Genomic DNA, 12,374 nt, shown 5'->3' on the forward strand with positions numbered 1-12,374 from the left:
GTCATGAGCGAAGCAGTCAAATCGCCATTGCCTTCAAACGTTTCTGATAAACGTCCTGGCATTTACCAGCAGTTGCAAAAGCGCCGTTTGAAAGTGCTGCTTGCAACGGTTGTGGCGATGAGTATTTCTGTTCTATTTGATATTGGTACAGGATCTTCTTGGCTGGGTGTTGATCAGGTGATCGAAGCGCTTGTTGGTGGACCGTCGGGAGACAGTCTATCAACAACTATTGTGTGGCAGCTTAGGCTGCCCGTTACGCTGACGTGTATCGTTGTTGGAGCCTCTCTAGGCTTGGCTGGGGGACTTATGCAAACGTTGCTCGCCAACCCGCTGGCGAGCCCCTATACACTAGGCATTTCGGCGGCAGCAGGATTTGGTGCGGCACTGGCACTGCTCACTGGCTTTTCTATTTTTGGACTGCATTGGCTCGGTGTGCCATTTGCGGCATTTGTGTCATCAGGCTTAGCCAGTATGGCTATTTACACGATTGGTCGCAGCCGTAACATGGATGCCAAAGTACTGATTCTTGCGGGTATTGTGGTGCTGTTTTTCTTCCAAGCTTTGCAGTCATTGGTTCAGTATTTAGCCTCACCTGAAGTGTTACAGCAAATCGTGTTCTGGTTGTTTGGTAGCCTACTTAAAGCGAGCTGGCTGTCATTCTTTGTGTCTGGCGCAATATTGTTGGCAGGCTTGGCGATTGCTTTACCAAAAGTGTGGGCGTTAACGGCTTTGTCTTCAGGAGAAGAGCGCGCTCAAGCATTGGGCATTAATACTCGCCGATTGCGCCTACAAATGTTCTTGCTTTGTTCGCTGCTGACTGCGGGTGCTGTTTCGTTTGTTGGCACCATTGGGTTTATAGGATTGGTTGCGCCGCACCTTGCACGAATGTTGGTAGGGGAAGATCAGCGCTTCTATTTGCCTTTAGCAACCTGTATGGGGGCGTTATTACTTTGCGCGTCGTCTTTGGTCGCGAAACTCATTGTACCGGGTACGATTATTCCAATTGGCATTGTTACGTCGCTAGTGGGCGTTCCTTTCCTATTGTATTTACTCGTTAGCAAGAGGTTTAGTTAATGAAACAGTTATTGATTCAAGATCTCGCGCTTAAGGTTGGCCGCAAGCAGGTACTTAAACGAGTAGATGCCCAGTTTAAGGCTGGGGAGTTCTCTGCGATTTTGGGGCCAAATGGCGCTGGAAAAACCACGCTACTTAAGGCGGTGATGGGGATATTACCCTACAGCGGAAACATATCGGCAACGGATAAAAACGGTAGCGCATTACCCCCAACGTCTTTTTCTTATCTTTGTCAGCTTAATAAATCGCCGAGTCAATTGACCGTGATTGAAGTGGTATTACTTGGCTTGGTTCATCAGCTTAACTGGCGCATTTCAGAAGAGCAGGAGCAAAAAGCAGAAAATATGCTGCGAGAGCTAGGTTTGATTGACATAGCCACGCGACCGTTTTCTCAGCTCAGTGGAGGTCAGCAGCAGTTGGTTTCACTAGCGCAAGCATTGGTTTCGCAACCTGATGTCCTTTTACTGGACGAGCCAACCAGTGCGTTGGATCTAAAACACCAAGTGCAAGTATTGGATCTCGCGCGACATTACACGCTGGCAAACAACACAATTACCATAGCAGTGCTCCATGATTTATCTCTTGCTGCTCGTTACTGTGATCATTTGATATTGCTGAATGATGGAGAAGTTCAGCACAGCGGTTCTCCAGACTGCGTTTTAGAACCCGAAAAGCTCAGCCAAATCTATCAAGTTCAAGTTGATGTTGGCTGTTGCATTCATGGTCACACCCACGTTACTCCCGTCCGACCGCTATAAGCGGATTAGGACGTTTTCAAAGGATGTCATTATGACGATGACTAACAGGCACTACCAACTATTAGTAGCCATCTCTACATTTGAATCCCAAATACATGCATTGACTCAATACAGCGCAGAAAGCTGCGACTGCTTTACACTACTGCAGGTGAAACTGGATGAGCTTTGTGCGTGGATATTGCAGGAAAAACAACAAACCATCAGTGATGAATTGGGTTATAACCCAGAGTATGACAGGCAACTGAAAAAACTGCGTGAAACGGCAGTTAAGGCCTTGTGCATACTAGAAAAGCACCAATCTCAGTGTGCTCAGAATCACAGCTTAAGTGTTAGCGACTATTTGTGTCAGTTGTCTGAAAACACTCAAATTGAGCTAAGAAATGCAGGAATTGAAAACGACTCAAGAGTACTTTTTGTTGGTTCGGGTTCCTACCCACTTTCTGTTTTTACTATTTCTCAGCTAACAGGTGCAATCGTACACGGAGTGGATATCGATGAGCAGGCTGTTGCCATGGCAAATCAGTTAAAAACATCCAATTTGAGTACGACATTTGGCTGCCAAGACTTGGTCACAGAGTTTGAGACATTTCGCCCGACGCATATTGTTGTGGCGTCACTGGTTGAACATAAGTGGGAGCTTTTAAACCAGTTAAAACCGTATTTGGATAGCACGCATAAAGTGATGGTGCGATTTGGAAATGGGTTGAAGTCCGCTTTCAACTATCCATTTAACCCAAATTTGATGGAAGGGTGGCAAACCGAACTGATCCAAAATAAAGCAGCGGTTTACGATACTGTTTTAATGGGAAGGGAGTAACTCATGTCATTCTCGTTAGGACGAACGTTAATTATTGGAGCGGGTCCGGCAGCATTTCAAACGGCAAACCTTATCGCCTCATATTGCGAAACGATTGCGCTTGCGAGTCGACAATCTGTTCGTTGGAATGAGCGCTACGCTCTGCTTGAACAAAGTCGCGTTGCCACGTGTGAAGCGGCAAAGCCTTCACTAGAGCCTCTTTCAGGGCAAGTGAAATTCGATCACGTGTTTCCAGATCTAACAGCAATTACGGGACGTTGGGATACGCTGGTTCTAGCTACCCCTTCTCACGCTTATAAAGAAGCATTGCTCGCGCTGCCCGAGAATGCCCTTAACGATGTTAAGCAGGTAGTGCTGATATCTTCAATGTTTGGTGGGCATCAGTTAGTGAATGGATTTTTCCATTCAAAAGATCTATCACCAAACATTACCGTTTTTTCCAACTACTATGCAGCGACGAAATTCTCTGTATGCGGTAATACGGATGATGTGCAAACAGCTGGTGTAAAAGTCATCACTAAGGCTGCAAAAAAGCGAGTGTATGTCCATGAAAAGCAAAAAGGTGGTGACGCCGTGTCAACCTTTGTACATGTGCTTGGCAACGTCGGGATTGATGTTGTTGAAATGGATAACGCGTTCAGTGTAGAAGGCCGAAATATCACTGCCTATGTTCATCCCGCTTTTTTCATCACGCCTTTTTCGCTGAAGCATATTCTCAGTCAAAATGGCGACAAAAAGTACATGTATAAGCTTTTCCCTGAAGGTCCAGTTACTCAATCTGCCATTAAAACGCTAGTTGATCTTTGGCGGGATATATCCACCTTGATATCACATCACTCAGGTACACCCATTAATTTGCTCCAATTTCTTAATGACGACAATTACCCTGTCCATGAAGAAACCATATCGCGAGAACAAATTAATGGATTCAGTAATCTCTCGCCTATTGAGCAGGAATACCTGATATACATCCGCTATACAGCGATATTGATTGACCCATTTTCAACACCGGACAGGCAAGGTCGATATTTTGATTTTTCCGCTGTGCCTTATGCAAAAGGGGAAGTGAAAGATGGAAAATTGATACTGCCTCGTGTGCCGCTGGAAGACCTACAAACTTTGTACTGGATTCAAGCGTTAGCAACACACTCTAAGCTGCGTTTACCTGCTGTAGAGCGAATCTTAGATATTTTTGAGTCGTGGCTACATGACAATAAACTGCCCGCTACGGTGGTTGAACAACTTCAATCTCAAGCACAGGAAAACTTGTGTTGGGTTACTAAAGGAAATACATCATTATGAACAAAGGTGTGGCACTCGCCATATTTTCAGCGTTTATTTTCAGTGTAATGAATGCATTGATCAAAGCGGCAAGTTTAACCATTCCAAGTGCGGAAATTGTGTTCTTTCGAAGTGCGATTGGTACTGTCTTGATCCTCGGATTAATGTGGCAGGCAAAGGTGAGGTTTTCTACAACAGGTGTCCCTTTATTGGTTTTAAGAGGGCTATTTGGGGCGGCTTACTTGTTGGCATTCGTGTATACCATTGCTCACATTCCATTAGCGGACGCCGCCATACTTGCGTATCTGTCTCCCTTCTTTGTGATTCTTTTATCAAGCGTCGTACTGGGTGAAAAGTTACCGAATAAAGCCGCTATCTTGCTTCCTACGGTATTGGTTGGTGTCGCACTGGTTGTGAATCCATTTAATTTTGACTCCTTTAATGTGTATGCGCTTGCTGGTGTAGCCAGTGCCGTCTTTGCCGCGGGAGCATCGATTACCATTCGCCATCTGAGTAAAAAGCATCACACCTACGAAATCGTCTTCTATTTCCTTTTCACCGCCATGCTTGTTTCTGCTTATTTGATGAAAGATGAGTTTGTGATCCCTCAAGGAATTGCGTGGGTGTATCTGATCGCGATTGGTGTCGTTTCTCTTATTGGGCAAATTTTCCTAACAAAGGCATTCACTCACGAAAACGCAGCCGTTGTTGCAGTCACTCGCTATATTGGGCTGGTTTTCAATGTGCTTTGGGGGGTTATTTTCTGGCAAGAAATTCCAGATTGGATGACGGCATTAGGTGGGGCAACAATTGTAGTCGCTTGTATCGCGCTATCTTGGAAAAGCACACCTAAAAAAGCGAACCCAGACCCGATGCCTAAGCCTACGAATTCTTAATGGGGTTCTGACTGTTAAACCATTTGAACATCGTATATCTTTGTTTTATCGGATTTCGAAACAGAGATGGCAATGAAAATAGTTGAATTAGATTGGACGCAAACTATTCCTGTCAGGCATGAGGTGCTTTGGCCCGATATGCCTGAAGATTTTTGCCATGTGCCTGGTGATGAAGATGCCAGGCATTACGGTGTGGAAGTTGATGGAGAAGTCGTTTGTGTAGCATCAGTGTTTATTGATGTAGAAGCGAAATCAGCAAGGCTAAGAAAGTTTGCTACGGTACTTGAACATCGCCATCTTGGGTACGGTTCATCAGTGGTGGAGCATATTCTCAAGCAACTCCCAGAAATTGGAATTGAGTATTTTTGGTGCGATGCCCGAGAGTCTGCAATGGATTTCTACCATAAATTCGATATGAATGCAGAAGGCGATGCGTTTTATAAATCAGGAGTGGAGTATTACAAGATGGGGCGACATTTATGACCGACAATTCATTGCACGAAAGCTACATGAGACAAGCGTTCGAGCTGTCAAAAAGTGCACTGCCAGGCTGTCGGCCAAATCCGCCTGTTGGTTGTGTGTTTGTAAAAGATGGTGAGGTTGTAAGCTCCGGCTATTCTCAACCTCCGGGCAATCATCATGCCGAAGCGGGCGCAATCGCCGCTTATACGGGGAGCTACGATGGGTTAGTTGCGTATGTGACGCTAGAACCCTGTTCATTCCAAGGAAGAACGCCTTCTTGTGCCAAAGCTTTAGTAAGGGTTAGACCAGAAAAAGTGTATGTCGCGATTCTTGATCCAGATACTCGTAACAGCGGCGCAGGAATAAAAATTCTTGAGGATGCGGGTATTGATGTTGAGGTTGGGTTACTTGGGGAAGAAGTGGCTTCCTTTCTGAATCCCTATCTAATTAGAAATTAACGGATATTTTTCATTTGAGCCCGCAGCGAAATTTGCGGGCTTTTTTGTACCCTAAGTATTTTTAATAGCGATATACATAGGTTTACATAATATATGATTCGTATATTATTTGTATTCAAAGAGTATATTTATGGGAATTGTGAAAATTGGTGACGAGCTGCATGAAGAGATACGTCAATTCAGTAGTGTGATGAATCGCTCGATAAATGCACAAGCTGAGTTTTGGATAAAAATGGGGCGGTTGGCCGAGCTGAACCCAACCAAAACATTTCAAGAGTTGATTCTAGAGCAGATGAAAAGCGTGCCCTTGGCTCAGGAAGAGGCTGCGAATGAATAAGGTGCCGATTAAGTCTGCTCAAGAGATCGAATGGATGAGAGAATCTGGTCGCTTGTTAGCTCAGGTCTTTACCTACTTGAATACCAAGATAGAGCCCGGAGTGAACACATTTGATATTAACGAGTGGGTAGAAGAATATATTTTTGAAGAACTGAAAGCACGCCCCGCAAGTATTGGGCAGTATGATTATCAATACGCGGTGAACAGTTCGATCAACCATGTGGTGTGTCACGGCATTCCCGATGAGCGAGATATTCTCAAAAATAGCGACATCGTTAACATTGACATAACGCTAGAAAAAAACGGCTACATTGCCGATTCCAGTAAAATGTACGTTATGCCAGAAGCCTCACCACAGGCTCGACGATTGGTTCAATCAACCTACGACGCTATGTGGCAAGGGATTCGGGCAGTTAAGCCCGGAGCGACACTTGGGGACGTGGGTTATGCCATACAAAAGCATGCCGAAACCCATGGATACAGTATCGTGCGTGAGTATTGTGGGCATGGCATAGGCAAAGAAATGCACGAAGAACCGCATGTGCTCCATTACGGGCGACAAGGTGCTGGAGTCAAACTTAAAGCGGGCATGACGTTCACAATAGAACCTATGGTGAATCAAGGAACGCACAGAACTAAGCTTAAATCGGACGGTTGGACCGTTGTGACCAAAGACAAAAAGCTGTCGGCCCAGTGGGAACATACGGTTTTAGTGACAGATACGGGGTTTGAAGTGCTTACACTTCGTCCCGACGAAAAGTGAAGCGCGTAATGGTAGCCGCCTATATACCTGAGCGTGATTCGAATAAAAAGAGAGGTTTCAAATACGAACCATAGGCTCGTTCTTCAATGAAGAAATTTGAAACCATCTCTTTTACTGATTTACAGAGCTACCAAGTTGACGCTAGTCAGATGACTTTATATTCCGTCGGTGGCTTTGAACATCCCGATACATCTTGGTCAGAGACTTATATTTCTGCTTTTGCTCGGCGAGGCTTGCGCCATTGCGGGCTTGCTCTCGCAAAAGCTTGAAATAGTTTTTCAAACGCCGTTCTGCTAAGTTGCCTTCATCTATGGCTTTTTTAACAGCACAACCTGGCTCAGACTCATGTTGGCAGTCTCCAAATCGACATTCGAGTGCCAACGTTTCAATGTCGGAGAAGGTGCTGCTTACGCCTTGTGAACAATCCGGGAGTTGCAGCTCGCGCATTCCGGGGGTGTCTAAAATTAACCCTCCATCGGGGATAATGTGCATGGAACGAGACGTGGTAGTATGGCGTCCTTTATCGTCGTCTTCTCTTATCCCTCCGGTTTTTTGTAACTCGCTTTGAGTCAGAGTATTGATAAGCGTGGATTTACCAACACCAGAAGAGCCGATAACACCCGTCGTTGTTCCAGATTTACACCAAGGCTTGATCTGAGCGACGCTGTCGATATCCAACCCATTGATGCTAATCACAGGTAGAAGTGGATCTATCGCTTGTACTTGCTCAACGAAATCGTCTGTATTTTCACACTGGTCAGATTTAGTTAAAACAATGACAGATTGAATATTGCTCTCTTTCGCTAGGGTTAAATAACGCTCGACTCGGCTGAGATTAAAATCGTCATTCAATGAGCTGACGATAAGTAACGTATCCAAATTCGCGGCAATATGCTGCTCTTGTAACTTACTGCCGGCGGCTTTGCGTGATATGAGTGTGGAGCGTTCTAGGTGACGAGAGAAACGCCCATTTCCATCTAGCAAAATCCAATCCCCAACCGTTAACTCTGGCAGTTTGGAGGTGATGGGCAATGCTATTTTGCCTTGTTCGGTCCAAAGCTCATATTGGGAGCGATGGTGCGCAGAAACACGTGCAATATGATGGTGTTCGTAATCTTCTAACGTCAGTTGTTGTTGAAAGTAAGGTTGCCAGCCAAGTTGTGGCAAAGTGAAACTAGAATTCATTTGTCTTCCCCAGACAACGCGCACAGAAATGCGCAATACATAAAAAGTATTGGGGTCGAAATTCGTTTAGATGTGCGTCGAGTTAGACGCGAGACCCCGGTTTAGATACACCGGGCAATAGAAAGGGATTCGCTGGTAAGAAAATTGGGTTGCTAGCGAGTAACGATTTCTTTTGCCGGGCGGTTTTTTAATACAATCATGTTGACTCCTTATAGGCGGCTTATTCGATAGGAATGGCTATGTACAGCCAGACCAGTTGCGAAGAATCCAGTTTGACAATAGAGGCTAGATTCTTCGCTGGTATTATACTCAATAAATGTTAATGAGCAACTTAGTGTTTATGCTTGTGCTTCATTCCAGACATGACTTTTTTGATCGGTGCTTTCACGGTTTTTTTATCGCCGTTTGCGAACGTTAAATTAATGTCGACAGATTCGCCTTCTTTCAGCGCTTGTTTTAGGTCGAAAAGCATAATATGCAATCCGCCAGGCTTTAATGACACGTCGCCATTTGCTGGTATTTCGATCGTATTGACCTGACGCATTTTCATTACTTCGCCTTCAGTAATTACAGTGTGAAGTTCCACACGACCCGCAGCAGGTGTTGTTGCTGAAACAATCGCACGATCTTTATCAGAGCCGTTCATGATATGCATGAATGCGGCACTGGTTGGTGCATTAGGTGGAGTTGCACGGACATAAGGCTCGTGAATCATTAGATCTTTTGATTCATGGTGAGCTGCGCTAACAATAGGGGCTAATGTTAGAGCGGCAAGTAGAAGAGCTTTACGTTTCATGTTGTTATCCTTGGTTATTTTGAGTTTTAAGAATATCTTTCATCGCGGCTAAAACCGGAGCCGGTGAAAGCGCATGCGGAACCTTAGTAATTAAGCTTCCATCGGGCTTCAAAAAGTAAAAGTAAGAGCTGTGATCCAAGGTGTATTGCAAGGCAGAGTCAGCTAGTTCCGTTTTCCGGAAGATAACACCGTACTTACTTGCAAGAGGCTTGGTTGTATCGAGTGGCGCAGACAGTCCCTCGATATCTTTATGAAAATAGGCAGCATATTCGCTGGCGAGTTCAGGCGCATCACGTTCAGGATCAAGCGATATGAACATTGGGCGAAATTGCATTCTTTGTTCATCTTCAAGCTGATTAAGTGCACCAGCCATCATAGCGAGAGAAGTTGGGCACACATCAGGGCATCGCGTAAAACCAAAATAGACCACCCGGACTCTGGAGTCGGCGAGATCGTTTAAGTTAACAGGTGTGTTGTCGGCACCAAATAAAGTCACAGGCGCGCTGCTGCTTTCACTCGCCACTGACAAGGTATTTTGTTGGTCGAAATACATCTTCACTGAAATACCAAGTGCGAATGCTACAGCAAGTGCTAGAGCCCAATTTTTATTCATGTATCGTCCTCATTTTTACTGCCGTTTGAACTTCTTGTTGTCCATCGCTCAGTTGTCCGTACCATGTCATCGTATCGACGGTGCAAACAGGCAGCATAAGCTCGCCTTCATAATGACCATTTCCTTGACCTTCGAGACGAAATTTCACAACCCCCATATCCATTTCCAATCCTTCCATTTCTAACGTCAAAGATTGAGCTTGGCTTTCTGGCCAAACAACGAATACTCGAGTAGGCTCCAAAGGTTGTGTTGAATCATGCTCCATCACAATGGTTGTACCGTCGCTTTTGCAAGGCGTGGTCGAAAGCATGCAGTAATCATCTAAATCGACAGCTTGAGTATCTGATTGAATTGCGTCTAATAAACTTGGGGTAAAGTAACCCGCTAAAAGCGCGAAAAATATGAATGTAACAGGCAATAATTTTTGCAACATTTTTTATGATAAATCACTAATTTATAAACAAAGGAATGCTAGCACATAGCGCTGTATGCGTAACGGTTTTTGCGTCAGAGTGTGACTGCTGTAATTTTGATGTGGGCTGTTGATGGGGAGTTAAAAGTAAAGGAGCCCAATATAGGCTCCTTTACGGCGTATTGTGCTAAACGCGAGGGTTGGCTTTCCCAAAATTAAGAATCTGAACGAGAACCAAATTTTTCCAATCCCCAAACCAGTCCAATTCCCGCGACCATCATGATAATGGCAAGAGTTAATTGAGAAGGCTGCTGAATCACCGTTTCAAATTCAAATGGTGACAAGTTGTGTTGTACAAGAGGAACTTGCTCGCCTTTAGAATTGGTACGCCAAGAAATGGTTTCTTTCCATGGCCAAATTTTTGGCAATGTTCCTAGCATCAAACCCGTTAGGAAAGTGAGCGTGAAGTCTCGGAAACGTTTCAGAAGCCAAGATAGTACATGCGAGAAACTCAGTATGCCTACAACACAACCGAGCATAAATAGCATCAATACGTCGATATGTAGCCCTTTTGCTGCCGCTAGGATAGGGGCGTACATGCCTAAAAGAAGAAGAATAAAACTGCCTGAGATTCCGGGAAGGATCATCGCACAGATCGCAATCATACCTGCGATGAAGATATTCAAGCTTGTGTCAGCCATTTGCAACGGGCTTAACACGGTGATGGTGTAAGCAAAACCGACACCTAATAGTAAAAATAGACCGGTTACGACATTCTTCTTTTCGACTTGCTTAAGAACATGAACAACGGAAATAAGAATCAGGCCAAAAAAGAACGACCAAAGCGGAATGGGATGGGTAACCAGCAACCACGAAATCAGTTTTGCTAGCGTGAGGATACTTAAGATGATCCCACTGAACAGAGTAATAAGGAACAAGCCGTTGATGTGTTCAAAGGCAGCCTTAAAGCCTTCTTTTCGCCATATGCCTATAATAGATGGGTTAACACGACGGATACTTTCCAACAATGTATCGTAAATTCCCGTAATGAAGGCGATGGTACCACCTGACACACCAGGTACGACATCTGCCGCGCCCATGGCAATACCTTTAAAAAAGGTTTTCAAAAGATTCATTAAAGTCGTTCATTTTCTTCGATAAAAGGTGAGGCGATTATGATATAGAATGCTATTGAATGAAAGTAACAACTTGTACAGACGCAGTTGTCCCCGTGACGTTAGGTCTGGCTCGATAGTAAACAACCTTTTTAAGGTAGGGGCATGACCATTATGCTGTATTAATTCTGCGTTTCTTTTTGCTTGATTTGAGCGCATTTGAAAATAATGACAAAAGTTGGCACACCCATTGCAATATTACTTGTGACCCTTATTAAAGCCGAGGGTCACCTAGCCAACTGACGTTGTTAGTGAACCCGATTTGTTCACAAAAAATATAAGCCAATCGCCATTTGCGGTTGGCTATTTTTTTACCTGCTGTTTGCCCTTCCTAATATAACTAATTGTAAATTATAGATATTAATCTCGTGTGTTCTATGGAGTTATTGCGCTGTCTTTATGTGAGAATAGTCAATAAAACACGTGCAACGCCTGACAATTCAATCAATATTATATGCGTTTTGTTTTACATTTTGCATCTATTTGCAAAATGGGATTTGCAAAATGCAAAATATGGGATAAAAATGTGTTTTATAGCTCAAAAGAGCCAAATATGACAACTAGATTTTGATCACAAATCTATATTCTAGAAGAGGTTTCTTTGGGGCTTATAAATGCGAGTGAATTATAGGAAATTAGAGATTCTTAAAAGCCCAAAGATAGGCGTTGTAAATAGCTTCTTTCGCGTCTCCTTTCTTCATTATACCTGTGCTCGACAATATGTGGTTTGCCGGCCAAGTTAGCACCTCTTGTACTGAGGCTCGCAATAAAGAGGTCTTGTTAATTTGTACTCTATCCCATATTGGTAAGCTCATCGCGTAAGATGCACCATTTAGAATTGCGTAGAGCCGCTGGCTTAAGGGCTGATGGGGCTGAGACATAACCAGTATATCCGGCAGTAATAGGGTGCGACTGATAGGGTCACAGAATAGAACTTTCCTAGGCTGGTCAGATCCAAGTATTGAAGCTTGAAAGACTTCTCCTTTTAGAAAAGGATGCGTTGATGAAGACAACGCATCGTCGAAGTTAAGATCGGAGCGCGTTTGAATGACGGTTGGGGTCGCTAGAAAATACGCATCTGAATACGCCAACCACCATTCCGAAAGAGCATAATGGTAGCTTGGTGATGATACTATTACCTGACCTACCATGCCGATCTCAGAAAGGGACAGTTGCAGCTGCGTGGTTAACTCTACAGGGTTGATGACTATCAACATCCCGTCACCTCTTTTTATAACAAACATTCTATGTATGTTGGTTATGCCGAAATGTCGGGTTTTGGTATCCCAGTACCATAGGCGATCAGAGTGCCATTCGATTAACATCAGACCTCCATGTCTGTTGTGT

Annotated in this window: 15 protein-coding genes; 9 read left to right on the forward strand and 6 right to left on the reverse strand. The window is 44.2% G+C overall.

Annotation, left to right across the window (positions count from 1 at the left end; all coding sequences use genetic code 11):
• Positions 1–3: 3 nt before the first annotated feature.
• The 9 genes from LDO37_RS20890 (at position 4) to map (ending at position 6,846) form a co-directional block, all read left to right on the forward strand.
• Positions 4–1,074: a FecCD family ABC transporter permease gene (locus tag LDO37_RS20890; RefSeq protein ID WP_126606616.1), complete on the forward strand. Its 1,071-nt coding sequence runs from the start codon at positions 4–6 to the stop codon at positions 1,072–1,074.
• Positions 1,074–1,832: an ABC transporter ATP-binding protein gene (locus LDO37_RS20895; protein WP_126606617.1), complete on the forward strand. Its 759-nt coding sequence runs from the start codon at positions 1,074–1,076 to the stop codon at positions 1,830–1,832. The genes LDO37_RS20890 and LDO37_RS20895 overlap by 1 nt, the downstream gene beginning before the upstream one ends.
• 31 nt (positions 1,833–1,863) lie before the next feature.
• Positions 1,864–2,649: a nicotianamine synthase family protein gene (locus LDO37_RS20900; protein WP_101110074.1), complete on the forward strand. Its 786-nt coding sequence runs from the start codon at positions 1,864–1,866 to the stop codon at positions 2,647–2,649.
• 3 nt (positions 2,650–2,652) lie between these two features.
• Positions 2,653–3,951: an opine metallophore biosynthesis dehydrogenase gene (locus LDO37_RS20905; protein ID WP_126606618.1), complete on the forward strand. Its 1,299-nt coding sequence runs from the start codon at positions 2,653–2,655 to the stop codon at positions 3,949–3,951.
• Positions 3,948–4,826, forward strand: a complete 879-nt coding sequence (locus tag LDO37_RS20910) for a DMT family transporter (protein WP_126606619.1) — start codon at positions 3,948–3,950, stop codon at positions 4,824–4,826. Before LDO37_RS20905 ends, LDO37_RS20910 begins: the two co-directional genes overlap by 4 nt.
• 72 nt (positions 4,827–4,898) lie before the next feature.
• Positions 4,899–5,309, forward strand: a complete 411-nt coding sequence (locus LDO37_RS20915; RefSeq protein WP_104401728.1) for a GNAT family N-acetyltransferase — start codon at positions 4,899–4,901, stop codon at positions 5,307–5,309.
• A complete protein-coding gene (locus tag LDO37_RS20920) occupies positions 5,306–5,746 on the forward strand; it encodes a bifunctional diaminohydroxyphosphoribosylaminopyrimidine deaminase/5-amino-6-(5-phosphoribosylamino)uracil reductase RibD (protein WP_126606620.1) in 441 nt (146 codons plus the stop codon). Before LDO37_RS20915 ends, LDO37_RS20920 begins: the two co-directional genes overlap by 4 nt.
• 130 nt (positions 5,747–5,876) lie before the next feature.
• Complete coding sequence (locus LDO37_RS20925; RefSeq protein WP_126606621.1) at positions 5,877–6,083, forward strand: ParD-like family protein; 207 nt, start codon at positions 5,877–5,879, stop codon at positions 6,081–6,083.
• Positions 6,076–6,846 carry a type I methionyl aminopeptidase gene (gene map, locus LDO37_RS20930; protein ID WP_126606622.1) on the forward strand — a complete coding sequence of 257 codons (771 nt, stop codon included), beginning with the start codon at positions 6,076–6,078 and terminating at the stop codon, positions 6,844–6,846. The genes LDO37_RS20925 and map overlap by 8 nt, the downstream gene beginning before the upstream one ends.
• Before the next feature lie 141 nt (positions 6,847–6,987).
• Here map and rsgA read toward each other — a convergent pair whose 3' ends face one another.
• The 6 genes from rsgA to LDO37_RS20960 form a co-directional block, all read right to left on the reverse strand.
• On the reverse strand, positions 6,988–8,031 hold the full coding sequence (gene rsgA / locus LDO37_RS20935) for a ribosome small subunit-dependent GTPase A (RefSeq protein ID WP_126606623.1): 1,044 nt from the start codon (positions 8,029–8,031) through the stop codon (positions 6,988–6,990).
• 331 nt (positions 8,032–8,362) lie between these two features.
• The gene (locus LDO37_RS20940; protein WP_126606624.1) at positions 8,363–8,827 is read right to left on the reverse strand and encodes a copper chaperone PCu(A)C; all 465 of its coding nucleotides are present in this window, start codon (positions 8,825–8,827) and stop codon (positions 8,363–8,365) included.
• A 4-nt stretch (positions 8,828–8,831) separates the two neighbouring features.
• Positions 8,832–9,440 (reverse strand): SCO family protein, encoded by a 609-nt coding sequence (locus tag LDO37_RS20945; RefSeq protein ID WP_126606625.1) that lies wholly within the window; start codon positions 9,438–9,440, stop codon positions 8,832–8,834.
• Positions 9,433–9,873 carry a hypothetical protein gene (locus tag LDO37_RS20950; protein ID WP_126606626.1) on the reverse strand — a complete coding sequence of 147 codons (441 nt, stop codon included), beginning with the start codon at positions 9,871–9,873 and terminating at the stop codon, positions 9,433–9,435. Before LDO37_RS20950 ends, LDO37_RS20945 begins: the two co-directional genes overlap by 8 nt.
• A gap of 194 nt (positions 9,874–10,067) precedes the next feature.
• On the reverse strand, positions 10,068–10,988 hold the full coding sequence (locus tag LDO37_RS20955; RefSeq protein WP_126606627.1) for a DUF368 domain-containing protein: 921 nt from the start codon (positions 10,986–10,988) through the stop codon (positions 10,068–10,070).
• 674 nt (positions 10,989–11,662) lie between these two features.
• A complete protein-coding gene (locus LDO37_RS20960; protein ID WP_126606628.1) occupies positions 11,663–12,352 on the reverse strand; it encodes a hypothetical protein in 690 nt (229 codons plus the stop codon).
• Between the last annotated feature and the right edge of the window lie 22 nt (positions 12,353–12,374).

The sequence above is a fragment of the Vibrio penaeicida genome, assembly GCF_019977755.1.
GTDB lineage: Bacteria > Pseudomonadota > Gammaproteobacteria > Enterobacterales > Vibrionaceae > Vibrio > Vibrio penaeicida.